The sequence below is a fragment of the Mesorhizobium sp. B2-1-3 genome, assembly GCF_006442495.1.
Taxonomy (GTDB): domain Bacteria; phylum Pseudomonadota; class Alphaproteobacteria; order Rhizobiales; family Rhizobiaceae; genus Mesorhizobium.
The window spans coordinates 136,733-160,757 of sequence record NZ_VFWL01000014.1; the positions used below are offsets into that span (position 1 = coordinate 136,733).

A 24,025-nucleotide genomic window follows, 5' to 3' on the forward strand; every position below is an offset into this window, starting at 1 on the left:
ACTCCCTAATGCTTGACCGCGCCTTCTGTAAGGGCGCGTACGAAGTATCGTTGCAGGACGAGGAACAGCACCACGACGGGCACGCTCATCATGAAGCTGGCCGCCATCAGGCCCGGAAAGTCCGTCGTGTTTTCCGAGAAGAAGCGCTGGATGCCGACCGGCAGCGTCAATTGCTCGTTCTTGGAAAGGAAGGTGTAGGCGTAGATGTATTCGTTCCAGGCGCCGATGAAGGAATAGATCGCGGTGGCGATGATCCCGGGCGTCGAGAGCGGCATCACGATCAGGATGAAGGCCTGGAACCGCGTTGCGCCGTCGATGCGCGCCGCTTGCTCGAGTTGCACCGGGATGTTGTCGTAGAAGCCCTTGAGCAGCCAGATCGCCAGCGGCAGCCCGAACGTCAGATAGGTGAGAATGAGCGAGCCGTGCGTGTTCACCAGGCCGATCGCGCGCATCAGGATGAAGAGCGGCACGAGAAAGATCACTGCCGGGAACATGTTGCGCAGCAAAACGGCGAAGAACAGGAAGTTCCGTCCGGGGAAACTGAAGCGCGAAAAAGCGTAGGCCGCGGGGACAGCCACGATTACGGAAAGGATTGTCGTGACGGTCGACACGAACAGGCTGTTCCAGAAGAAGCGGAGGAAGTCCTGGCCGACGCTGTTCTGCGGATCGAGCAATTTCTGATAGCTGGCGAGGGTCGGCTCGTCCGGCCACCATTGCGGCGGGAATTGCGTCGCCGCGAACCCCGATTTGATCGAGGTGATCAGCATCCAGATCATCGGCAACGCCGTATAAAGCAGCATGAAAACGAGGAAGATGCGCCCGGCCCACCGCCATCCCTCGACGCGCATACGGCGACGGGTCTGGCCTCGGGAGACCGTCTCGGCAATCGCGCTCATACGCCGCCCTCCTTCCGCTCGTTGCCGCTCAGCGCACGGACGTAGAAGTAGCCCAGCGTCATCAGGATGATGAACAGGAGCACCGAATAGGCCGATGCCACGCCCCAGCGCTGCCGGCCGAAGGCGAGTTCGTAAATATGGGTGATCCAGATATGCGATGCGTTCGACGGCCCGCCGCCGGTCATGATCCAGGGGATGATGAAGGAATTGAAGTTGGCCACTGCCAGCAGCAGGATCGTCACCACCGAGACGTTGCGCAGATGCGGGAAGGTGACGTGCCAGAAGCGCTGCCAGGCATTGGCTCCGTCAACTTTCGCGGCGAGCAGCAACTGCTCGGGGACTGTCTGCAGGCCCGCCATCATCATGATCATGGCGAACGGAAACTCGCGCCAGATATTGACGACGATCAGCGAGGGGAGAACCGTGCTGACGTTGTCGATGAAATTCGGCGGTCGGTCGGCCAATCCGAGGCCGACCAGCACTGCGCCGATGATGCCGAAATCCGAATGGTAGATCCACTTCCAGATATAGGAGGCGGCGACCGCGCTGATGACCCAGGGAATGATCAGGATAGCGCGCAGCACACCGCGGCCGATAAAGTCGCGGTGGAGTGCCAGCGCAGTGGCAAACCCCAGGACAAAGGAGATGAAGGTGGACCCGAATGTCCAGATCAGCGTGTTCCAGGTGACTTTCCAGAACACCTCGCTGGTGAGGATGGCCGTGTAGTTGTCGAAGCCGATGAAGGTCTTGTCACGAAGCTGCAAGCCGGGCGGCGTCTTATAGAACGACAGCTCGATCGTGTAGTAGATCGGATAGGCGATGACGATGAGCATCACGGCGATCGCGGGCAGCACGTACGCGTAGTCGGCGCGATGCTCCCAGATATTCCGCAGCGCACCGGACCTGCCGGGTTGCAATTTTCGGCGCGCCTCGGCCTTGCCGGTCACGATCGTCACGATGGTATGCCCTTGTTTCTTCGGAACGAACCGGCTGCGCTGTCAGCGCAGCCGGTCAGGTCGTGGGTCAGGCGCAGGCTAGAGCCCGCCCATCAGGTCTTTCACCTTCTGGGCCGCGTCGTCCGCCGCCTGGTCGACGGTCATCGCTCCGGTCAGAGCATTCTGCAGCATGTCCGGGACGATGATGTTCATGATCTCCGGGGCCTGCGGCAGCGCCGGGAACGGGATGCCGTATGGCAGCATCGAGGTCGTGACATCGAGGAATTTGATGTTGTCCAGACGTTCCTTCATCCATTTGGTCTTGAAGCCGTTCAGGTTGCCGGGATTCGATCCGGCATAGGCCATCTTCAGCGACCATTCAGGGCTCGTCCACATGCAGATGATAGCCTTCGCCGCCGGCTCGTCTACCTTGCCGCCTTCGACATATTCGGGCTTCAGGATGTGGATGTTCGAGCCGCCGAACACGACGGCGCGCTTGCCGTCGGGCCCGGTCGGGATCAGGCCGTAGCGCATGTTGTCTATGACGGTCTGCGCCTTGTCCTTGTCGGTGCCCGTCGCCTTCTTCTGCAGGTCGAGCATGACATTGTAATCGGACGGGTGCGAGATCATCATGCCGAGTTGGCCGGCGACGAACAGGGGCTGGTTATCGGCCTGCTGGTTGGTGAGTGCCGAAACCGGAACCGACTTGTCGCGAACATACATGTCGTAGGAAGCCTGCAGCGCTGCCTTGCTCTGCGGGCTGTCGAGCTCGACCTGCTCATAGGTCGGGTTTGCCGCCGCTTCGTCGAAGACGCCGCCACCATAGGCCCATAGCTGCGGCATGAAGCGATACGGCGTATTGCCGGCATTCTTGCGAGCCACGAGGCCATACCCGGCAATGCCGAGCTTGTCGTGGATCTGCTTGGAATACTTGATGACGTCGTCCCAGGTTGCCGGTGGCTTGTCCGGATCGAGGCCGGCGCGTTTGAAGATGTCGGCGTTCCAGATGAACGCCATCGTTTCGTTGTTGGTTGGAATGCCGTAGGTCACCCCGTCCCAGGTCACGGCCTTCATGGCGCCGGGCCAGAAGTCCTCGGTCGAATAGCCCACATCCTCCGGCTTGAGCGGCTGCAGATAGCCTTTTGAAGCGAATTCGGTACCACCCAGGATTTGCAAGCGGACCGCCATCGGCGCGGCATTGCCGAGGAGCGCGGTGCGGAACTTGTCGAGAAGGTCGTTATAGGTGAGGGCTTGTTCCTCGAGCTGGATGTTTGGATAGGTCTTGCGGAAGGTTTCGAAAAATTCCTTGTAGTACTGGCGCAGGAGGTCGGGGTCGCCCTCGAACACGCCCTGATACCAGAAGGTCAGTCGCCCCTTGTAGTCCAGCGGGGTGACCTTGGCACAATCGGCCGCCGTGTCGAAATCCTGTGTTCCCGCAATGGCGCGGACGTATTCCGGCGACCACTTGCTGAGGTCGACCGGCGGCGCGCCCAGCGCCGATGTGGACATCAGCGATGCCGCCATAACGCTGACGACAGTGCCGCGCAGGACCGCACTGCCGAGTATAATCCTCGTCATAGGTATCCTCCCTGGTTCTCCCATGCCGCTTTGCGGCGAGGCAAAAGCGGTTTTTTGCTCGTTTGATCGCAGGACGTCTTTGTATCTGTGTACCCTTTCGGGAGCTCCGTACGTTTTCAGATCATGAATTGCCTGTCAACGCGTTAGATCGTACATTGTTTATCGAAACTTTGCGTGTTAATCGGAAAGGGTGTGTATTAATCCAGGGGAGCCGGCCTTGGCCGAACCAAACGATTTCAAAGCCAAGCCACCGGTGGGGATTGACCCCATAGGGGCGTCCAGCGAGGGCGCCTCGCTTTATGAGCTGATCAGGGAAGACATCATCGAGGGACGGCTTGCCGCCAACGAACGGCTCGTGGTCACTGATCTCGCCCGGCGCCACGGCACCTCGACCAACCCCGTGCGCGAAGCCTTGCAGCTCTTGCGCGGCGAAGGCTTTGTTACCTTTCTCCCCAACCGCGGGGCGCGCGTCCGGCCTATCGATCAGGAGTTTGTCCGCGACATTTATGAGATCGGCGTTCTGATCGAGCCGGCCCTGACGCGATGGTTTGTGAACATGGCCACCGGCGAGGACATTGCCGAACTCGAACGTCTCCAGGACCTGATTGAAGAGAACAACTTCGCTGATACGTTCAGGCACAGCGAGCTGGATACCGCCTTCCACACCGTGATGTACCAGCGGCATTACAACCGCCATGCCGCCGAGCTTTGGTGGAAGCATCGTGAAGTGCTGCGAGCCGTGAGCCGGCGTTTCAATTTCACGCTTGCCCGGCGTGCCGCGATCATTCGCGAGCACCGCGAACTCATCGCGTTCGTAAAGGCGGGAGATGCCGACAAGGCGGCCGAACTCGTTGCCCGCCATGTCGAGGGCTCCGGCCGGCACATCCTCGAACATATGCGTGCGCGCAACGCCGCTCGGGCCGGATAGAATGCCCGTTCCAGAACATCGCTAGCCCGACGATCAGACAGAGGTAGCTGACATGAAAATTACGAGCATTCGGCCGTGGCTGATCAAGTCCGACGCGTCCTATTGGGGAGAGTACCTGTTCGTCGAAGTGACGACCGACGAGGGGGTGAGCGGCTGGGGAGAGATCACGACCACCACCAGGCTCGCCAATCGCGCGCTCTGCACGATCCTGCGGCAGATCGGTGCCGCCGTGACCGGCGAGGACCCGGCCCGGATCGAGCACCTCTGGCACAAGATTTTCCGCAGCTTCACCTATATGGGCAGCCGCGGCGCCGCGGTCGAATGCGTGAGCGCCATCGACATAGCTCTCTGGGACATCCGGGGCAAAGTTTTGGGCAAGCCGATCTACGAGCTGCTGGGCGGGCCGGTGCGCGATGAAATCGCGCTCTACACCCATCCCAACCAGTCCAAATTTACCAGCAAGGAGGCGGTGGTCCGCGAAATTCGGGACATCGTCGAGTCCGGACACACCGCGCTCAAGTTTGATCCTTTCCCGCATCAGGGACGTAGCGCCGATGGCGTGTCGCGCGAACAGCGGGACGGCTACCTCGATGGCAGCATGACTCGCAAGGACGAGCGCGAAGCGGCCGAACTCACGGCTCTGATCCGCGAAACGGCGGGCCCTGATGTCGACATTCTCATCGATGCGCACGGCCGTTTCGATGTTCCAACCGCCATTCGCCTCTGCCGAAGCCTCGAGGAAGCCGGCCAGATCGACTGGTTCGAGGAGCCTTGCCCGCCCGAGAGCCTCAATGCCCTCAAGCAGGTGCGTGAGAAGGTCAGCGCCGCCATCTCGTGGGGAGAGCGCGGCCACACCAAGTGGGACTTCGTGCCGGTGCTCGAAAACAAGCTCGCTGACTATATCATGCCTGACGTCACCTGGACCGGCGGCATTACCGAACTCAAGAAGATCTCTGCCCTGTGCGAAGCCTACTACGTCCCGGTCTCGCCGCATGACGCCGCGGGGCCGATCAACGTGGTGGCGGGCGCGCAGGTGATGATGACAGTTCCTAACTTCTACAAGCTCGAGACGTCGGAGTGGAACCTGGGTAAATACGATCATCTCATCGACACACCGCTCGACGTTTCGAACGGCAGCCTGAAACTGACGTCGAGGCCCGGTCTCGGCATCGAGATGGACCGCGAGTACCTGCAAGCCCACGAGATTGAGCTGGGCTGACGCATGTCGCATGTCGGGGCTGCATGCCGCCGAAAAGCCCGCCTACCAAAAACGAGGATAAGTGATGCCCAAGACCGGTGGAGCCGACGAAGCCCTTGATCGGGTGAACATGAACTCCAAGCCGTCCGATCTTCGCATCACCGACATGCGGGTGGCTGAAATCGTCGGCGCACCGTTCACAACGGCGCTGCTCAAGATCTACACCAACCAGGGCATCGTCGGGCTTGGCGAGGTGCGCGACGGGGCCAGCGCCACCTACGCGCTGATGCTGAAGAGCCGGTTGCTTGGCGAGAATCCCTGCAACATCGATCGCCTGTTTCGCCGGATCAAGCAGTTCGGCGGGCACGGCCGGCAAGGCGGCGGCGTCTCGGCGGTCGAAATCGCGCTGTGGGATCTCGCCGGCAAGGCCTATGGCGTTCCGATCTACCAGATGCTCGGCGGCCGGTTTCGGGAGAAGGTGCGCCTCTATTGCGATACCGATGCAACCGTGCCGAGCGGCACAGAGACCGGCAAGCGCCTCAAGCAGCGCATGGAACTCGGCTTCACCTTCCTCAAGATGGATCTGGGGCTGATGCAGATTGCGGATGTGCCCGGCGCGGTCGTGTCTCCTGCCGGCTCACTGGAAGGCTATCGCGTTCATCCTGCCCGCGGCCCACTCAAGACCGTTGATGAACGGCGCGCCCGCAACGCGGCCTACGACCTGCATAATGTCGCCCACCCGTTTACCGGCCTCCACTTTTCCGACAAGGGCCTCGACCTGCTCGAGCAGTACATTGCCGAGGTTCGCGAGGTCATCGGCATGGAGATCCCGCTCGCGATTGACCACGTCGGCCACATCTCACTGCAGAACGGCATTCGGCTCGCCAGGCGAATTGAAAAATACGTGCCGGCCTGGCTCGAGGATGTAATCCCCTGGCAGTACACCGAGCAGTACCGGCAGTTGCAGGACGCCACCACGGTGCCCATCTGCACCGGCGAGGACATTTACCTCAAGGAGGGGTTCGAACCGCTGCTCAAGAGCGGTGGCCTCTCCATTATCCACCCGGACCTGCTCACCAGCGGGGGCATCCTGGAGACCAAGAAGATCGGCGACATGGCGCAGGATCACGGCGTCGCCATGGCCATCCACATGGCCGAAAGTCCAATCGCCGCGATGGCCGCGGCCCATGTCGCGACCGCGACCGAGAATTTCATGGCGCTCGAATACCACTCCGCCGATGTCGACTGGTGGGACGATATCGTCACCGGCCTTCCCAAGCCGCTCGTGCAGGACGGGTTCATCACTGTTCCGGACAAGCCGGGTCTGGGGATCGACGACGTCGTAGACGAGGTGATCTCGCAGCATCTGCAGCCGGGTGTCGTCGGCATCTGGCAATCCACCGAGCATTGGGACAATGAATATAGCTGGGACCGGACCTGGAGTTAGCCCAGACGCCCAGCCCTCATTCCTCAAGCTCACAGGGCCAACGACCGACCATTCGTGTCGACCTCTCCGAGGGGAGAGGCGAAGAAAGAAACGGACGAAACCATGATCTACGAACTGCGTATCTACGACTGCCTGCCGGGCAGGCTGCCGGCTTTGCTCAAGCGCTTTTCCGACCAAACGCTGGCCATCTGGGAGAGGCATGGCATCCGCCAAGCCGGGTTTTTCACCACGGCGATCGGCGAAAACAGCAATCGCCTTACCTATTTCCTCGCCTGGGAATCGCTGGCCGAGCGTGAGGCGAAATGGGCGGCTTTCGTCACCGATCCGGCATGGCACAGGGCCCGGGACGAGTCTGAGCGTGACGGGCAGATCGTTGCCAATATCGCCAGCCAGCTGCTCACACCGACAGCTTTCTCGTCTGTGAAATAGGACTGTGCCATGAAGATCACCGACCTGCGCTGCGCCGTCATCGGGCGGCATCCCATCGTTCGCGTCGTCACTGACGAGGGCCTCCATGGCCTTGGCGAGGTCGAGTTCACAAAGACCTATCTCAAGCCCTTTGTGCTGCATTTCCGCGAGGCGCTGATCGGCGAGGATCCGACCGACGTCGAGCGGGTGATGCTGAAGATCCGCCAGCGAGGTTCGTTCAAGCCCTATGGCGCCGCCGTCTCCGCGATCGAGCATGCGCTGTGGGACATTGCCGGCAAGGCCGCTGGCGTGCCGGCCTACAAACTGCTCGGCGGCAAGGTGCGCGACAAGGTGCGCGTCTATAACGGCTCGATCCGCCGGAAACGCGCGGGCGACCGGCCGGAGGATTATGCGGCCGACGTCAAATGGATGATGGAGCAGCCGCAGAACTTCTTCATGGTCAAGCAAGGAATCTCGTTCCACTCGAACATGAAGGACAGCATCGAGGACTTCCATTATGGCGTGACGCAGAAGAAGGCCGGCTATCACGGTGCCATGGATCAGGGCGTGATCAGCGAGCGCGGTTTCAACCACATGCTCGACTGCGTGATCGCCATGAAGGAAGTGCTGGGCGACAAGGTCAGCCTGGCGCTCGACTGCGGCCCGGGCTGGATGCTGCCCGATGCGATCAAGTTCGCTCGCGCGGTGGAGAAGTACAATTTGATGTGGCTCGAGGACATGCTGACCGGCGACTATGTGCCGTGGGTCAATCCGCAGGCCTATCGGGAGCTGACAACCTCCACCTCGACGCCGATCCATACCGGCGAGCAGATCTACTTGCGGCACAATTTCAAGGAGCTGATCGAGACGCAGGCCGTGCGCGTCATCGGCCCCGATCCTGCCGATATCGGCGGTATTGCCGAACTCAAATGGGTCGCCGAGCACGCCTATATGCACTCCATCCTGATGGCGCCGCACGGCACCGCCAACGGCCTGCTGGGCCTCGGCGCCCTGATCAACGTTTGCGCCACCTTGCCCGCCAACTACATTGCCTTCGAATATCCGAGCGCCTCTGACCCCTGGTGGGAGGATCTCGTGATCGGCCTGCCGTCGCAGATCGTGAAGGACAGCATGGTGGACCTGCTGGAAGCGCCGGGACTGGGCCTCGATATCGACGCCGAAGCAGCCAGGAAGTATCTCAGGGAAGAGGATACGGGCTTCTTTGATTGAAGCCCTCTTCTTTCGCCACCGGAACCACGCCGACCGCGCCGCTACATTCTCATCGGTATCCATTGTCAGACGCCTGTTGATGTGATCCACAGCTTGGGTCAAAGTCGGTTGGTCTGAACTGGACCTTCAAAGGCGGTGGCGTTGAAGCGGACTGGCAAAAACATCGTTGTCTGCTGCGATGGAACGGGAAACCAGATCGAGCGCAATCTCTCGAATGTCTTGAAGTTGTTCCGCATCCTGAAGAAGAATGAGGAGCAGCGCGTCTATTATGACGCCGGCATAGGAACCATCGGTGCCAGCGATGCCTGGACGCGATGGCGCCAGAACGCGAAATCCGTGTTCGAGCTCGCAACTGGATATGGTCTCGACGCCGAAATCGCCGGCGCCTACGCCTTCATCTGCAGGCACTACGTCGAAGGGGACGTAATCTTCCTCTTTGGCTTCAGCCGCGGAGCCTATACAGCCCGCGCCGTTGCGGGCTTGATCCACATGATCGGCCTGCTGCATCCGGACCAACTCAACATCGTTGAGTATGCCGTAAGCTCTTACAAGCAAGCCAGCGATGAGCACGACCTTAGCGTTGCCTGGCACTTTTCCAAGGTTTCAGGAGCCCGGGACGCGCGCATCAGATTTCTTGGTGTTTGGGACACCGTGGCGTCGATCATCGTGCCGCGAAGCGACCGGCTTCTACCACAGCTCCTGACACTGCCGCATACGAGGACCAACCCGAGCGTCGAAGTCTTTCGACATGCAATTGCGATCGATGAGCATCGTCGCATGTTCCGGCTGAACCGGTGGGTCGAGCCGCAGCCATTCGTCGAAAATCCTTTCGACAAGATTTCGCCGGCAAAAGAGCAGGATATCAAACAAGTCTGGTTCGCCGGATCTCATTCCGATGTCGGCGGTGGCTATCCTGAAGAGGAAAGCGCCATATCCAAATTTCCGCTCGACTGGATGGTTGATCAGGCCAAAGCATTTGGATTGCAGACCAATTCCCGCATGCTGGAGCGGCTTGTCTTCGGGGAAGGGAAGGGCGAGGGGACGATGACGTTCGTCAGCCCCGATCCGTTGGGGATCGTGCATGATTCAATGACCGTGGGCTGGAAGCCGCTCGAGTGGATCCCAAAGTCCGTCAAATGGCGTGAATGGAAGCGAAAATCCGTCCTCGGCTTCTACCTACCGCAAGCCGAGCCGCGCACGATCGAGCGACAGGAACGGCGGCCGCTGGTCCATCAGTCGGTTCTGGATCGGAAGGCGGCGATCCCGGCCTATAAGCCCGAGAATTTTCCAACCGCATTCGATGTTGAACCTTATGGTGACCTCATGCAGGACCACCTAGCCAACGAAGCCGCTACCTAGCGCAGACACCGAGCGGGCCAGCAGGTCTGTGACGGCAGAGAATTTCGGGTGGGTCGGTCCTACTTCGGCAGTCAACGCGTGGAACGCGCGCGTTTCGTCGGGTCATGGAACTCTGCTGCTTTCAACGCCGGTTCAACGAGACGGCAATGATGATGATAGCGCCCTTGATCACCTCCTGGATGCTGGTCGAAAGACCGAGCACGAGAAGACCGAATCCGAGAATTCCTATGAAGATTGCTCCGACGACAGAACCGACGATCGATCCATAGCCGCCGAAGAGACTTGTCCCGCCTATGATCACGGCCGCGATGACGTCGAGTTCGAGACCCGCCCCCAGGCTGGGATTGCCGGCGGTGGAGCGGGCCGCGAGCATCATCCCTGCAAGGGATGCCATCATGCCGGACAGCACAAAGGCGAAAATTTTGACGCTGTCCGTCCGCACCCCGGAAAAGCGGGCGGCTACAGGGTTTCCACCAGTCGCATAAACACGCCTGCCGAAGGGCATCTGGTGCAGAAGATAATAGCCGACGGAAGTTAGGACGATTGTCCACCAGATTGGCGCCTGCACGCCCAGAAAACTACCGTTCCAGAACAGGTTCGAGAAATCATCGTCGACGATCGACACTGGCCGGGTGCCGGTGATCGTCAGCGCCAGTCCGGAAAAGATCGACAGCATGCCAAGGGTCACAAGAAACGATGGAATGCGTATTTTTGTAACAAGGATGCCGGAGGTGGCCCCGATCGCTGCGCCGGCTGCCAGCACCAGAAGAGCTGCGACGTAGGTGGGAACATCCTGGCCGAGCAGCAGCGCTCCGATCATCCCCGAAAAACTTGCAACCGATCCTACCGACAGGTCGATTTCGCCGCAGATGATGACGAATGTCATGCCGATCGCCATTGCCGAAACGATGGCCGTGATGCGCAGAACCGCGCTTGCGGTCGACACAGACGCGAAGTGTGGAGCAAACAGGACGAAGTAGAGGGTTATCGCCAGGAAGATCACATAGGTGATGTGATCGCGGAAAAAATTTATCGCATTTGCGTGCGAGGGCATAGGCGAAGGTTTCATGCTGCAACTCCCTGGGCGCGCGTACTGGCTTGTCTGGCCGCCTCGGCCTGCAGCAACGCGCGAAGTTTTGTCTCGTCGTCCGCGCGATCGATGCTGCGCGTGATCCGCCCTTGCGCCATCACCAGAATGCGATCGGACAAATCCAGGAGTTCTTCGAGTTCCGAAGAAATGAGCAGCACGGCGACGCCTTCGCCGGCCGTGCGGCGCACAAGGTCGCGCATATCGCGCTTGGCATTGATGTCGACGCCGGAGGTTGGCTCGTCGAGGATCAACAGCTTCGGCTTCATGGCCAGCCATTTGGCGAAGACGATCTTCTGCTGATTGCCGCCCGAAAGCTCCTGGGCTTTCTGTAAGGGACCGCGGCACAGGATACTGAGATCGTCCCGGTATTGTCTGAACAGAGCCGTTATCCGGGCCTTCGCCATCGGCCCGAACGGACCCGCCAGCGAGAACTCGGAAAGGCGGGGGAGCGCGAGGTTCTCCTCGATCGAGCGCCCACCCACAAGACCTTCGAGCCGACGGTCTTCGGGAACAAGCGCGATACCGGCAGCGATGGCCCTGCTCACACTGCCCGGCTGGACGGGGTCGCTCCCGACGGCGATGTGGCCGGTTACATCCGGAAGGATGCCGAACAAAGCCTTGCCCAGGGTCGAGCGGCCACTGCCGACAAGCCCGGCAAGGCCGACGATCTCGCCCGGGTCGATCGAGAACGACACGCCGGACAGTTTGCGCGAGGTGGCAAGGTCACGGACCTCAAGAGCCGGCATCCCGGCGGGCGTCGCCGGTTGACGATTTGCTGGCGCGGCTGCGGCTGGGGAAGCTGTTTCGACCTTGGGCCGGGACATCAACGACGCGATATCCTCGATGGACGTCTTCTCCGGATCGAGCGGGCCGACCAGTCGCCCATCCTTGATGATCGAGATGCGATCCGAAAGCTGCAGCACATCGGCCATGCGATGGCTGATGTAGACGATACCGATTCCGTTCTGCTTGAGCTGACCGATTGTCCGAAAAAGCGTTTCCTCCTCATGGATGGTCAGGGACGAAGTCGGCTCGTCCATTACGAGCAGCTTGGCGCCCCGCGAGATCGCTTTGAGAATCTCGACCATCTGGCGCTGAGCGAACGCCAGGTCGCCCACACGTGCCGAAGCATCGAGCGAGAAGGCAAATCGCTCGATCAGAGCCCGGGCCTCGCGCAGCATTTTTCTGGCATCGACACGTCGGCCGAAGGCGAGCGGCTCGCGAAGGATAAACAGGTTTTCGGCAACCGAACGGTTCGGCAAGACGCTCAGCTCCTGGAAGATCATTGCGATTCCGCGATCGATCCTCTCTCGAAGCGACAGGGCGGTGACGTCCTCGCCGTCGAACAGAATCCGGCCTTCGTCCGTCCGATACGCGCCCATGAGGATCTTCATGAGCGTCGACTTGCCCGCACCGTTTTCGCCGAGCAGTGCATGCGTTTCGCCGGCCTTGACCTCGAACGAAATGTCCGACAGCACGCGGTTCGCGCCAAACGACTTGCCGATGCGTTGCATCGTTACGATAGGGCGCTGGGACGTTGAAGTTTTCGCTTCGGCCATGACGATTTCTCGATCGCTCGGGGAGCGCCGGCGGACTGCTGCGGCCCGCCGGCGAAAGAAGGAGCCAGAGCAATTCCAGGAAAAGTGTGTACGGTTTTCCGTCTGGAATTGCGCAAAAACAAAGAGATAGAGCGGTTCGCCGTTTCCGTGAAACGGTGAACTGCTCTAGAAGCACTCGCCGTTGCAGATTTTCACCACCGAAGCCGGCGCATCTTCCTTGGTGACCTGCTTAAGGGCACTGAGAAGGTCGAGCTTCTTGACGCGCAACGTCGGTACCGAAATGTACGGCGGGACGTCATGTCCAAGCAGAGCAAGCGCGGCCGCCTTGGCCTCCGCGACACCCTGGTCATAGGGGCGTTGCGCACCCACGGCCAGAAACTCGCCACGTGCAACGTTCAGCGCGCTGTCTGCGGCAATGTCATTCGTGGTGATGACGATGTCGCGGCCGAGTGTCTTGGCCGCGGCCACGACCTGCTGCGCGGGCGTGTCCCAGGCAACGAAGATGCCCTTCATGTCGGGATGCGCCGTCAACATGGCGGTGGCGACCTCGTAGGCCTTCTCAGGCGCGGTGAAGGTACCGACGTCCGCGACCTTGATGTCGGGGTGTTCGCCGAATGCCTTGAGTGCGCCGACCTTGCGGGCCGCGACAGAGTAGTAGTAGTCATAGACCAGCGTGATGATGCCGACCTCGCCCTTGCCGCCAATGGCCCCGACAAGTTCCTGCGCGGCGAAATAGGCGTTCTTCTCATTGTCGGAAGCGACAACGGACACATAGTCCTTGCCCGGCGCCATATCGACCGGAACGTTGTCCATGAAAACCAGCTTGATGCCGGCTGCCGCCGCCTTCTTGTAGGCTTCGGATTCGGACTTCGGATCGATCGGGATCGAGAAGATCACATCCGGCTTGCGTGCGATCATCTGCTCGAGATCACTGATCTGCTGGCCGGGCTGGAACTTGGCGTCGGTGGTTCCGACAACCTCGATGCCAAAATCCTTGAGCGTGTTCGAGATCCCGGCCACCTGCAATTGGGGCCAGCCGGCATCCATGGTGTGCATCACCAACCCGGCGGTGAACTTTCCGGCCTTCAGCTTTGCAAGGTCGGCATCGGAGAATTTCAGCACGTCTGGCGACACCGCCGGTGGACCGTCCGGGAAGCCCGGAACGGGTTGGCCTCTCGGCGATAGGGGCAGCGGCTCAAGCAGCGCCTTTGCTTCCGGTGGAATGGTGTCGTCGGCGATCGCCGAAGATGCGGCCAGTCCTGACAGTGCCACGGCCAAAGCCGCCGCCATGAATCCACGATAGTGCATTTTATTCCTCCCGATGAGATGAAACGGCCATTTTGGCCGGGTAGCGACCTGGCTGGTCGTACTGTCTGGGCGCTGTTCAGCGCCCGTAAGGCATCAATGCCGCCGTGGCGGCACCCGAGTAATTCACGTAGACCGTCTTCTTGCGCATGTAGCTCTCGAGCCCGTGTACGCCGTCATCGCCGCCCAATCCGCTCTCGCGGAAGCCGACATGGAAGCCCTGCAGCATTTCTGGCCCGATCCGGTTCACATAGATTTCGCCAAACGAAACCTCGTTGACGGCGTTCATGACGCGACCCAGATCGTTGGTGAAAAGATAGGCCGACAGGCCATAGCGACTGGCATTGGTGATGCTGACTGCCTCCTCGAAGGTGTCGAAGGGCATGATCGGCACGACCGGGCCGAAGATTTCCCGCGTCATGATCGGCATGTCGGGCGTCACGTCGGTCAATACGGTCGGATTGAGCCAGTAGCCGCCGTCGATCGGCGCCTTGGCCGGGCGTCCGCCGGCCAGAGCCAGCTTCGCGCCGCCCGCGACGGCTTCCGCCAGGACCACCTCGACCTTTTCCAATTCCTCACGACTGACTTTGGGACCGATATCGGTATTCGCCTGCATCGGATCACCGACGACCAGCGACTTCGAGAACTCCACGAAGCGCGTGACGAACTGATCGTAAATCGAACGGTGAACGAGCGTGCGTTCGTTGCATATGCAGACCTGCCCGCAATTCATGTAGCGCGAAGTGGCCGCCGACCGCACCGCCAGCTCGAGATCGGCATCGGCCAGGACGATGAAGGGGGCCTTGCCGCCAAGCTCCAGCGAAACGGGCGTCAGGTTGCGCGAGGCATTCGCCATGATGCGCTTGCCGGTCGGCACGCTTCCGGTCATGGTGATGAGGTCGACGCCGGGTTCCGTGCACAGCACCTCGCCTATGGTTTCGCCTCGTCCTGTTATGATGTTGACCACGCCGTCCGGCACGCCCGCTTCCACAAAGATGCGAGCCATTTCGAGCGCCGAAAGCGGCGTGTCTTCATGCGGTTTGAGGACGATGGTGTCGCCGGCGATCATGGCGGGCGCCACCTTTCGGCTGACCAGGGCGCTCGGATAATTCCAGGGAATGATGGCGGCGACGACGCCTACGGGTACGCGCTGGATCCAGACCTGCTCTCCCGCATAGTCGGATGGCAGGATCTCACCTTGAATGCGGCGGGCAAACTCGGCGTAGTAGTCGAAGAACTCGGCCGCACCGCCGACTTCACCCATGGCCTCATTGATCGGCTTGCCTTGTTCCCTGACGACCACCTCGGCCAGATGTCGGGCGTTCTGCCGGATCAAGACCGCGATCCGCTTCATGATCGCCGCACGGGCGAGGGGTGATTTGAGCCCCCAGGCTTTCTGCGCCTTACGGGCTGCCTCTATCGCCTGGCGAGCCTGATCCGGACTTGCCTCGGGCACGTCGACAAAAGCCTTGCCGTTGGCCGGGTTGATCACCGGGCGCGTGCCGGCTTCGCCGGTGACAAATCTGCCGTCGATCAGCATGAGATGGGACGTCTCTACAGCCATGGTTCGATCCGCTTCTTCGTGCGTTGCAGGCGTGCCGGCGCCTAAGGTTTGGATTTTGCCGCGGCCATCTGGACGGCGAACTCGATCGCCTCGACCAGGCTGTCCTCGTTGGCGATGCCCTTGCCGGCGATGTCGAAGGCCGTGCCGTGGTCGACGGAGGTACGAATGATCGGAAGGCCGAGCGTCACATTGACACCGGAGAGCGCTTTCCATTCACCGGTCGCGGGATCGACATTGAAGCCGAGCAGCTTCACCGGAACATGGCCCTGATCGTGATACATCGCGACCACCGCATCATACTGACGGGCACGTAGCTTGACGAAGACCGTGTCGCCCGGAACAGGTCCAACCACGGTGAAATCGGGCGATGTGTAAGAGGCGACGACCGGGGTCGTGATGTCGATATCCTCACGACCGAAAATGCCGCCTTCGCCAGCGTGCGGGTTGAGCGCGGCAATCGCAATGCGCGGATGCGCAATGCCGAGGCCCTGCAATGCCTCGACAGTCAACTTGATAACCCGGCGCAAACGAGGTCCGGTCAGTTTCGAGGGAACTTGAGCCAGCGCCACATGGGTCGAGACATGGCTGACGCGAAAATCGCCATGGGCAAGCATCATCACGGAATCGCGTGCGCCTGTCAGCTCCGCCAGCATGTCGGTATGGCCGGCATAGTGATAGCCGGCCAGGTTGAGCGCTTCCTTGTTGAGAGGAGCCGTAACGATGCCTGCAATCGAGCCGGCCTGAGCCAGGCGAACAGCCTTTTCGATGGCCAGGTAGGCAAGGCGCCCGCCTTCGGCCGACATGACGCCTGTCTCTATGGGTATCCGCTCTGGTCCGGCCTCAAGAATGGCCACGGGCGGAAAATGTCCGTTGGGCGAAGCCGACGGTTCTTCCCGCTCGATACGTCCTGAAATGGACTCCATCGCGCGCATCGCGGTGACGCTGCCGATGATGAGAAGCGACAGTGACCCCTCGGCAAGGCGCGGTTTCAGCCGTGCGCATGCCTTCGCGATGATCTCGGGGCCGATGCCCGCGGGATCACCCATTGTGATGCCGAGCCTTGGACCAGACATAAACACCCCATACCGGTCAATTGTGATCATCTTCTAATCCTTCTGGCCAGATATGCGCAATAGTTTTCTTTCGCGATCATTCGCAATCAAATTTCACGGCTGATCGGACTGCGCCTCTCCCTCTGCGGGCTGAAATCTCGACCGCGCTCGGCTTCGCAGTGTTTTTTGACGCTATTTGACCGGCAAGGCGGATGTGCCGCGTCTTCGCCGGCGATCGTCCTGATCAGGAACGCGCGAGAGCGGCAAGCCTGCAGAGCAGGGCGCTGTCGCCGAACGCGCCCGATTTCGAAATCGTGGCCAGCCCCTCGAAAACGCCGCCTTTGATGACGGAAACCGGCAGCCCCGGCTCGATCTCGCTTTCGACCGTGAGTTCGACGGCGCCTAGGCTGTCGCACACCGACCGCAATGTTTCGCCGCCAGTGACGAGCAACGTGCCGGGCCTTGGCAAACCTTCGAGAAGCGAGGCAAACACCTTGCCGATATGATCCGCCACCGCGTGGCGATCACCCGATGCAGCGACGCTGACAATTGATGGCGCGCCTTGCATCATCCGCTCCGCCAAGCGCTTTCTCGCTTTGTCGATGTCGCGTTCGATAACGATATGCGCATCCGCATGCCGGGCGGCAAAGAGGGCCACCTGTCCCGCTGTGACCTCGTGATTTGTGCCGACCAGGCCAAGGAACGGCCCGGATAACGCAAGAGCAGGCTTCTGCTGTGCTTTCATGTGCCGGGCGAGTGCCGCCGCCAAGCCGCCTGTACCGACCCACAAGATCCGTGCCTCCGGCATTCCGGCCGTTGCGACGATCTTGTCCAGGTCCGTGTCCGTTTCGGCATCGTAGAGGGTGATGAAATGAGCCGACCGTGCCCCCGGTGTTGAACGCCCGGCCGAAAAGCGCTGGCCGAGGTCGGCGAGGAGGTCGGGACCTACCATTTCGGGGCGATCGAGCCGCCATTGGCGTCCGACGCGCGTAACGCGCCCCTGAAACGGGAAAGCAGGCGCCAGCACAACGCGCTGGTACGTCCCCTCGACGATGCAGGCTTCTATTTCGGCGATGACGTGACCGCGCAAAAGGCTGTCGATCTTCTTGAAACTCAGCTGTCCGGCGGCGAGCCATGGCGCGAGCGCCTGGTGCCTGGCGACGGCCGTGGCCTCGGCGCCCTCTCGTGTGGCGACATCGACAGCCATGCGCCCCGAAAACGGACCGTCCAGTCGCCAGCTCACCCCAATGCCGTGGCCGGGCGATGCGAAGGAAACCGCGCTGTCCAGGGCGCCGGTCAGGTCGTCGGCTACGACCCGGATATCCGCAATCTCAAGAGCGCTCAACTGAAGAACCTGGACGGCTGACGCGCACGACGCGGACGTTCACATCGAGCGTCCGAAGATTGGTGAGGTGAGCCTGATCGATGCCCTCGTCGGTAATGATCTGGTGGATATCGGCCAGACGGCAGATGGTGCAGAAATTGGGGGCAGTGAACTTCGAATTGTCCGCAAGCACGACGACACGGCGCGCCGCCGCGATCATCGCCTGCTTCATCGCCGCAACCTCTAGCGAGGTCTCCGTGAGCATGTCTCCGGTGATGGCATGGGTCCCAAGAATGGCCACATCGGCGTGGATGGTTCGCAGGAAATTCTCGCCGGGCTGGCCGACCAGGGTCAGTGAGCCCGGCTTGCAGGTGCCGCCAAGCATGACGAGACGTACTTCCGGCACGGCTGCAAGTATCTGCGCGATCGCAAGACTGTTGGTAACGGCGGTAAGCGGAATAGGCGTCGCGGCGATGGCGCGGGCGACTTCCAGCACGGTCGTGCTTGCGTCGAAAATGACGCTTTGGCCGGCGCGGAGTTCCGACATCATGGCGGCACCGATGGCCTCTTTCTCTGCCCTGGCGAAATGCGCCGCGGTGGCGAGATCCGGCTCGAAGGTGGCGAGTTCCGTGCGTTGAAGCATCGCCCCGCCATGCGTTCGCTCCAGTGCTCCCTGCCGTTCAAGCGTCTCGAGATCGCGCCGGATCGTCGAAGGCGATGCGCCGATGAGATCGATGAGCTCCTGAACGCCTACGGCTCCTTGCCGTTTAAGGCATTCGAGGATGAAGGCATGACGCTTGGCCGGAATCAAATCGACCCGTCCGCGCCCGCCATCGTCTTCCCATGACCCGGCGGACGCCGAGGGCGCCATGTCCTCCACCGCTGATTTTCGGACATTCCTTGCCACGTTTGTATCTCCGCACGGTGCCGCAAACGCGCTCGCCTGAATCACGCGAGCGATCTGCCGCAAATATCATGAATCCATCCAGCAAGCCCAATCGTTTGTCATCTTGGTGGGCGAATTCCCACCGTTTTGGCTTGGTTAGAATTATTTTGACTGGTTTTTGACCGAATATGCTGATCAAACGTGGTCAACCTTGGTCGGAAGAGGTTGAAAAACGAGCAGTTTCGTCAAAAAACTTTCTGCGGCGGCGGTAACGGCGCGGCAGATGGGGGGTGTAGACGATGAAGCGGCACTTCGTGATGCCGTTCTGCTGACGCGACCTGGAGACGACGTCGGTCCCGCCGGCCGAATTGGCTTGGCGCTGGCTGGCAACTCGGCCCGCGGAGGATCTTCTGACGAGGCGAGCGTCGTCGGAGTTCTCGATGCCCTGGGGCTTGCCCGGGATGACGAGACGGCGGCCGACTTGGCAGACGAGCTTACGCATCTTGCTGCGACCCACGGCACTGTCGGAACGACGATCGGCACCTTCGCGGCCGTCGAGCGCCGAGGCCTTCCACGCACTGGCGGGTCCTGGTTCGCCGACGCGCTGTTGGTACAGCGGCTGGGTTGGCCCCACGCGGGTCCCGCTGTTCGGTGGCGAAACCGCCAATGATCTTCATTTGAAATGCTTGCGGTCGATATGATCTCGATATAACATTTACGCAATCCAGGCATGACCCCACCGCTCCACTCGATCATTTCCAGGCTCCACCTGAAACAGCTGCGGCTCCTGGTCGCGCTGGGCGAGCACGGCTCGCTCCTGAAGGCCTCGCAGCAGGTCGCGTTGACGCAACCGGGCGCGAGCAAGGCATTGCAGGAAATCGAGACGACCTTCGGCACGCCGCTGTTCGTTCGCACCAACCGGGGCCTGGAGCCCAATGCCGTCGGCCATTGCGTGATCCGCTATGCGCGCCTGATCCAGACGGATCTCGCGCACCTGCGCGACGAGATCGTCGGAATCATGCGTGGCCAGGGCGGGCGGGTGGCGGCCGGCGTCATCATGGGCGCGGTGCCGCTGCTCACCGATGCCATCTCCGCGCTCGTTGCGCGGCAGGCCGACTTGTCCGTCGAGATCGTCGAGGACACCAGCGCCGCCCTGCTGGCCCAGCTCGAAGCCGGCCGGCTCGACCTGGCGATCTGCCGCACGACCATCAGCCAGGCGCCGCAGGTCTACGACAGCGTGAAGCTCCAGGATGAAACGCTCGCGGTGATCGCGAACGTCGGCCATCCGCTCCGGCACGCGAAGAAGCTCACCCTGCAGGAGCTGGCGCCATACCGATGGGTGGTATACCGCGCGAACATGCCGATGCGGCTCTTGCTCGAACGCGAATACCGCGATTGCGGGATCCGGTTCCCGCAGCACCTGCTCGAGACGACCTCCGCTTTTGCGACGCTGGCGCTGCTGCAGGCCAACCCGTCCTTCGTGGCCCTGGTGTCGATCGAAGTCGCGCAGTTCTTCGCGCACCGGCAGATGACGCGCATCCTGCCGCTGGCCCTGGCGTCGCGAAGCGAGGCCTATGAGCTCGTCACCCGCAAGGGGGCGTGGGTTCCGCCCGCCGCCAAACTGCTGATCGACGAATTGGTCCATCGCCAGTCCTGAGCATCAGGTCGGCGCGACCGCGCCGGTCAGCGCTGTATCCGCCAGGGTGCCGCATGGGCAAGGCGATGGACCTGGCCAGCGGGGCCGAGGGGGGCCGTCCGTGCGCGCCATGACCGAGCGGCTCGGCTTGCCGACGGGCTTGGCCCAACTGGGCGTGGCGCGCGATGTTCCCCGACATCGTCCGGGCGCCTTGAAGGACCACAGTCACCTGACCAACCCGCGCGTGGCATCCGACACCGGTTACGAAGCGATGCTCGAAGCCAGCCTTTAGGAAGCAAGCACACTATGTTCAACAACCTGATCGGCGGCGAGTGGGTCGAAGGCCCTCGCGTCTCGCGCAACATCAACCCCTCGGACACGCGCGACGTCATTGGCGAGTTCGCGCAAGCCGAGGCGGCCCAAGCCAGGCAGGCCATCGCCGCAGCCACCCAGGCCCAGTCCGCCTGGGGCCTGTCCACCCCGCAGCAGCGCTTCGACATCCTCGACGCCGCCGGCGCCGGGATCCTGGCGCGCAAGGCCGAACTGGGCGACCTGCTCGCCCGCGAGGGAGGCAAGACCCTGCCCGAGGCCATCGGCGAGGTGGCACGGGCCGGCAACATCTTCAAGTTCTTTGCCGGCGAAGCGCTGCGTGTCGGCGGCGACGTGGTGCCTTCCGTACGCCCGGCGTCGGCGTGGAAGTCACCCGCGAGCCCGTAGGCGTCGTGGGCCTGATCACGCCCTGGAACTTCCCCATCGCGATCCCCGCCTGGAAGATCGCCCCGGCCTTGGCCTGCGGCAACGCCGTGGTGCTCAAGCCCGCCGATCTCGTATACGGCAGCGCCTGGGCCATCGCCGACATCCTGCACCGCGCGGGCCTGCCAGCGGGGTGTTCAACCTGGTGATGGGCCGCGGCTCCGAAGTGGGCCAGGTGCTGCTGGACGACAAACGCGTCAACGCGATCAGCTTCACCGGCCCGGTGGCCACCGGCCAGCGCATCGCGCAGGCCTGTGTCGCGCGCATGGCCAAGTTCTTCATGCCGCCGGTGCTGGAATCACTGGCCTCGGGTCCGAGGAACAGGTAGTCCCGCCGGACCGAGAGGCCTGGCGGGACTATTGTTGAGAGCTGTAGTCCTGCTAATACGAACTGGAGGCTGCGTGCCTTCCTGCGATGATGCCCTGAGAGAGAGCTCGACCGTTCCCGTGCTGACTGAATCCGCCAGCAGCTTCGCCGGCGGCGTAGAGGCCGGGAATCACCTGAGAGGCATAGTCGAGGACCTGGCTTGAGCCGTTGATGCGCAGGCCGGACCGGGCGTCGTGGATCACCGGCGTCGACCAGGCGGCATAGAAGGGGCCCCGTTGGATCTTGTATTGGGGTGTCGGTTTGCCGAAGTCGGCGTCGGCACCCGCGTCAACAAAGCTGTTGTACCGCGTCACCGTTTCGACCAGGTTGCTTGCCGGCATCGGAACCCGCTGATGCGGCATGACGATCTTCTGTGCGAGTTCCTCCAGCGTGTTTGCCTGGAAGAAGAATCCATCGGGATCGACGAAGGGCGGCGCCACATTCCATCTCTGGCGGGCCACGGCATCTGCATCGAAGATGGCCCAGATCGGGCCACCGCCGTTGTGGCCGTCGCCGATTCCAGCCAGAGCGGCGTTGATCCAGTTTTGCGGGTTGTATGTGATGTTCTTGGCGTTCAGGTAGCTGCCCTGAGTGTACGGGTTGACCGAGCCAGCGCTGTTCGTCCCGAATTGACCTCCCGTTTCGTCGTAGAACCGCCTCCCGATCATGTTTACATGGATAACGTTCTGGTTGTTGACGTTGGCTAGTCCCGAAGCTTTCGCAAGGTGGAAGACAGGGCTATTGGGCCCCCACTGCAGGAACGAGTAGTTGTACCGCGTTCCGATGGCGGTTGGCTTGGTGATGTTAGTGCCGAACTCTCCAGTCTGGTTGTACGTGCCCGCGAGCGACGCGCCGACATTCAGCCCTGCGAGTATGCCGCTGGCGTCCTGGAAGGAATAGGGCTCGCCAGCGACGCCGCAGTACTCCGCGGTGAGCCGTGGGTCGAACTGTCGGCGGTATTCCACATTGCCGTTTCCGCCGCCACTCGCAATCACTACGCCCTTGCGTGCCTGAATGTTAACGAGGCGGCCCTGATTGGAGGCTACGACCCCGACCACGCCCGCTTTCGTCCGCAGCAGTGACTCCAAACGGTAATTCAGCAGGATCTTCACGCCACGCGCCTTTGCCGCGGCCTCCAGCGGATATATGAAGCCGGGCCCTTGAGACGTCGTCCGCTGTTGGCTCGCGGCTACCGGCAAGCCGGTCCGGACCGAGACGTAGTTCATGATCGCCGTATGCATCATACGGTTCACCGAGTTGCCGACCTCATTGCCGCCGACATTGTCGGGCCTGGATGTCGTCCACACGACGCCATGGCGGACCAGAAAGTTGTAAAGGTCGACGTTGACGTCGGCAAATGCCCGGATCAGCTCGCGATCGTTATAGCGGTAGCTCGGAAAGCCGTTCGCCTGGACGATGGACCAGTCGGTAAGGTCGCGATACAGGAGGTCTGGCGAGTCCGCGATGCCGGCCGCCATCTGGGCAGGGGTTCCGCCTCCCAGGGGAATGTTGCCTGAGCTGACGATGCCACGTCCCCCGATGTGCGGTTGCGCCTCGAGGACAATAACCGACGCGCCCGCCTCTGCGGCGGCGACTGCGGCCCCGAGGCCCGCCGAGCCGCAACCCACAACGACGATATCGGCTACGCGCGGGTCCGCGGCATTGGCAATGCTCGGCTGCAATATGCTGCTGGCCACCCCTGCGGCGGCGATTCCGGCGCCGGCCTTCAACAATGAGCGTCGGCTGACTGTCATTACGTTCTCCTCCTGATATTTTTAGACCAGCGCATTCGGGCCAGCGCATTCGGGATTGTTTGGATCTGGGCCTGAACAGCGAAACTCATTAATCGTGATCGCCGCAGAGACTTGGCCGGCCGGAGTATTGCAGCATTCGCTCGCGCGACAACTGAGAAGATGTGATCTCGGTATAACGTTTACTCAACCCAGGCATGGCCCCACCGCTCCACTCGATCGTTTCCAGGATCCACCTGAAACAGTTGCGGCTCCTACTCGCGCTGGGCGAGCATGGCTCGCTCCTCAAAGCCTCGCAGCAGGTCGCGTTGACGCAACCGGGCGAGCAAGGCATTGCAGGAAATCGAGACGACCTTCGGTCGCCGCTGGGTTACGGCAGGCCGGAACGCATTGTCACCGACGGCAGCCAAACCAACCGCGAGGCGGTCATTTCCTGCGATGCTGAAAGCCGTCTGCGGGACCGCCCGCGACGTTCACCGAAGCCGATTCACATCCGCAACAGCAAGTACCTCAATAATTGGATCGAACAGAACCATCGACGCGTCAAGCGCCGCATCCACTCCATGTTCGGCTTCAAGTGAATGCGACCGCCGAGGTTATTCTCACTGGCATGGAGATGGTTCACATGATGCGCAGACAGCAGGCGAGGTTTGCCTACAATCCATCTCCCTCGATCGCCGAGCAGTTCGAGATCCTGGCAGCCTGATCAGCGACGCGAAAACAAAAGAACGATTTGCGACAGAGCCCGCGAATGTCGATA

General features: G+C 61.5%; 21 protein-coding genes and 2 pseudogenes. 11 read left to right on the forward strand and 12 right to left on the reverse strand.

Annotated features, from left to right (window positions below; genetic code table 11):
- Positions 1 to 5: 5 nt before the first annotated feature.
- The 3 genes from FJ973_RS21955 to FJ973_RS21965 all read right to left on the reverse strand — a co-directional run bounded on the left by FJ973_RS21955 (position 6) and on the right by FJ973_RS21965 (position 3,409).
- Positions 6 to 896, reverse strand: coding sequence for a carbohydrate ABC transporter permease (locus FJ973_RS21955; RefSeq protein ID WP_140557666.1), 891 nt, complete (start codon positions 894 to 896; stop codon positions 6 to 8).
- Positions 893 to 1,852, reverse strand: coding sequence for a sugar ABC transporter permease (locus FJ973_RS21960; protein WP_140557668.1), 960 nt, complete (start codon positions 1,850 to 1,852; stop codon positions 893 to 895). Before FJ973_RS21960 ends, FJ973_RS21955 begins: the two co-directional genes overlap by 4 nt.
- 78 nt (positions 1,853 to 1,930) lie before the next feature.
- Positions 1,931 to 3,409 (reverse strand): sugar ABC transporter substrate-binding protein, encoded by a 1,479-nt coding sequence (locus FJ973_RS21965; protein WP_140557670.1) that lies wholly within the window; start codon positions 3,407 to 3,409, stop codon positions 1,931 to 1,933.
- A gap of 217 nt (positions 3,410 to 3,626) precedes the next feature.
- Here FJ973_RS21965 and FJ973_RS21970 point away from each other — a divergent pair, with 217 nt between their 5' ends.
- From FJ973_RS21970 to FJ973_RS21995, 6 genes are all read left to right on the forward strand, one after another.
- Positions 3,627 to 4,337: a GntR family transcriptional regulator gene (locus FJ973_RS21970; RefSeq protein ID WP_140557672.1), complete on the forward strand. Its 711-nt coding sequence runs from the start codon at positions 3,627 to 3,629 to the stop codon at positions 4,335 to 4,337.
- Between the two features lie 52 nt (positions 4,338 to 4,389).
- Positions 4,390 to 5,556, forward strand: coding sequence for a mandelate racemase/muconate lactonizing enzyme family protein (locus tag FJ973_RS21975; protein ID WP_140557673.1), 1,167 nt, complete (start codon positions 4,390 to 4,392; stop codon positions 5,554 to 5,556).
- 64 nt (positions 5,557 to 5,620) lie between these two features.
- Positions 5,621 to 6,982, forward strand: coding sequence for a mandelate racemase/muconate lactonizing enzyme family protein (locus tag FJ973_RS21980; protein WP_140557675.1), 1,362 nt, complete (start codon positions 5,621 to 5,623; stop codon positions 6,980 to 6,982).
- Between the two features lie 102 nt (positions 6,983 to 7,084).
- Positions 7,085 to 7,411: an NIPSNAP family protein gene (locus FJ973_RS21985; RefSeq protein WP_140496531.1), complete on the forward strand. Its 327-nt coding sequence runs from the start codon at positions 7,085 to 7,087 to the stop codon at positions 7,409 to 7,411.
- A gap of 9 nt (positions 7,412 to 7,420) precedes the next feature.
- Positions 7,421 to 8,620 (forward strand): mandelate racemase/muconate lactonizing enzyme family protein, encoded by a 1,200-nt coding sequence (locus FJ973_RS21990; RefSeq protein ID WP_140496529.1) that lies wholly within the window; start codon positions 7,421 to 7,423, stop codon positions 8,618 to 8,620.
- 141 nt (positions 8,621 to 8,761) lie between these two features.
- Positions 8,762 to 9,979, forward strand: coding sequence for a DUF2235 domain-containing protein (locus FJ973_RS21995; protein WP_140557677.1), 1,218 nt, complete (start codon positions 8,762 to 8,764; stop codon positions 9,977 to 9,979).
- Positions 9,980 to 10,100: 121 nt separating this feature from the next.
- On the opposite strand, the gene FJ973_RS22000 is transcribed toward FJ973_RS21995, so the two are convergent.
- The 6 genes from FJ973_RS22000 to FJ973_RS31435 form a co-directional block, all read right to left on the reverse strand.
- Positions 10,101 to 10,982 carry an ABC transporter permease gene (locus FJ973_RS22000; protein WP_181165435.1) on the reverse strand — a complete coding sequence of 294 codons (882 nt, stop codon included), beginning with the start codon at positions 10,980 to 10,982 and terminating at the stop codon, positions 10,101 to 10,103.
- A 62-nt stretch (positions 10,983 to 11,044) separates the two neighbouring features.
- Positions 11,045 to 12,628, reverse strand: a complete 1,584-nt coding sequence (locus FJ973_RS22005; RefSeq protein WP_140557681.1) for a sugar ABC transporter ATP-binding protein — start codon at positions 12,626 to 12,628, stop codon at positions 11,045 to 11,047.
- A 165-nt stretch (positions 12,629 to 12,793) separates the two neighbouring features.
- Positions 12,794 to 13,936 carry a substrate-binding domain-containing protein gene (locus FJ973_RS22010; protein ID WP_140557683.1) on the reverse strand — a complete coding sequence of 381 codons (1,143 nt, stop codon included), beginning with the start codon at positions 13,934 to 13,936 and terminating at the stop codon, positions 12,794 to 12,796.
- A gap of 76 nt (positions 13,937 to 14,012) precedes the next feature.
- On the reverse strand, positions 14,013 to 15,497 hold the full coding sequence (gene aldA / locus FJ973_RS22015; RefSeq protein ID WP_140513323.1) for an aldehyde dehydrogenase: 1,485 nt from the start codon (positions 15,495 to 15,497) through the stop codon (positions 14,013 to 14,015).
- Positions 15,498 to 15,538: 41 nt separating this feature from the next.
- The gene (pdxA, locus tag FJ973_RS22020) at positions 15,539 to 16,570 is read right to left on the reverse strand and encodes a 4-hydroxythreonine-4-phosphate dehydrogenase PdxA (RefSeq protein ID WP_210240113.1); all 1,032 of its coding nucleotides are present in this window, start codon (positions 16,568 to 16,570) and stop codon (positions 15,539 to 15,541) included.
- A 223-nt stretch (positions 16,571 to 16,793) separates the two neighbouring features.
- The gene (locus tag FJ973_RS31435; RefSeq protein ID WP_246675920.1) at positions 16,794 to 17,318 is read right to left on the reverse strand and encodes a nucleotide-binding domain containing protein; all 525 of its coding nucleotides are present in this window, start codon (positions 17,316 to 17,318) and stop codon (positions 16,794 to 16,796) included.
- A gap of 204 nt (positions 17,319 to 17,522) precedes the next feature.
- Here FJ973_RS31435 and FJ973_RS31440 point away from each other — a divergent pair, with 204 nt between their 5' ends.
- The gene (locus FJ973_RS31440; RefSeq protein WP_246675922.1) at positions 17,523 to 17,915 is read left to right on the forward strand and encodes a hypothetical protein; all 393 of its coding nucleotides are present in this window, start codon (positions 17,523 to 17,525) and stop codon (positions 17,913 to 17,915) included.
- On the opposite strand, the gene FJ973_RS22030 is transcribed toward FJ973_RS31440, so the two are convergent.
- Both FJ973_RS22030 and FJ973_RS31445 read right to left on the reverse strand, forming a co-directional pair.
- Complete coding sequence (locus FJ973_RS22030) at positions 17,881 to 18,780, reverse strand: DeoR/GlpR family DNA-binding transcription regulator (protein ID WP_318012478.1); 900 nt, start codon at positions 18,778 to 18,780, stop codon at positions 17,881 to 17,883. The two genes, FJ973_RS31440 and FJ973_RS22030, sit on opposite strands and share 35 nt — an antisense overlap.
- 184 nt (positions 18,781 to 18,964) lie before the next feature.
- Positions 18,965 to 19,426, reverse strand: a complete 462-nt coding sequence (locus tag FJ973_RS31445; protein WP_246675924.1) for a hypothetical protein — start codon at positions 19,424 to 19,426, stop codon at positions 18,965 to 18,967.
- A gap of 63 nt (positions 19,427 to 19,489) precedes the next feature.
- On the opposite strand from FJ973_RS31445, the gene FJ973_RS22040 reads away from it, so the two are divergent.
- The 3 genes and pseudogenes from FJ973_RS22040 to FJ973_RS22050 form a co-directional block, all read left to right on the forward strand.
- Positions 19,490 to 20,416 (forward strand): LysR family transcriptional regulator, encoded by a 927-nt coding sequence (locus FJ973_RS22040; protein WP_140496511.1) that lies wholly within the window; start codon positions 19,490 to 19,492, stop codon positions 20,414 to 20,416.
- Between the two features lie 100 nt (positions 20,417 to 20,516).
- The gene (locus FJ973_RS22045; protein ID WP_140557690.1) at positions 20,517 to 20,687 is read left to right on the forward strand and encodes an iron-containing alcohol dehydrogenase; all 171 of its coding nucleotides are present in this window, start codon (positions 20,517 to 20,519) and stop codon (positions 20,685 to 20,687) included.
- A gap of 14 nt (positions 20,688 to 20,701) precedes the next feature.
- A pseudogene (locus FJ973_RS22050) lies at positions 20,702 to 21,407 on the forward strand (aldehyde dehydrogenase family protein); the annotation flags it as partial.
- A gap of 121 nt (positions 21,408 to 21,528) precedes the next feature.
- On the opposite strand, the gene FJ973_RS22055 reads toward FJ973_RS22050, so the two are convergent.
- Positions 21,529 to 23,268: an FAD-dependent oxidoreductase gene (locus tag FJ973_RS22055; RefSeq protein ID WP_140557692.1), complete on the reverse strand. Its 1,740-nt coding sequence runs from the start codon at positions 23,266 to 23,268 to the stop codon at positions 21,529 to 21,531.
- 368 nt (positions 23,269 to 23,636) lie between these two features.
- Between FJ973_RS22055 and FJ973_RS31450 the strand changes: the two are divergent.
- A pseudogene (locus FJ973_RS31450) lies at positions 23,637 to 23,971 on the forward strand (DDE-type integrase/transposase/recombinase); the annotation flags it as partial.
- Positions 23,972 to 24,025 lie beyond the last annotated feature (54 nt).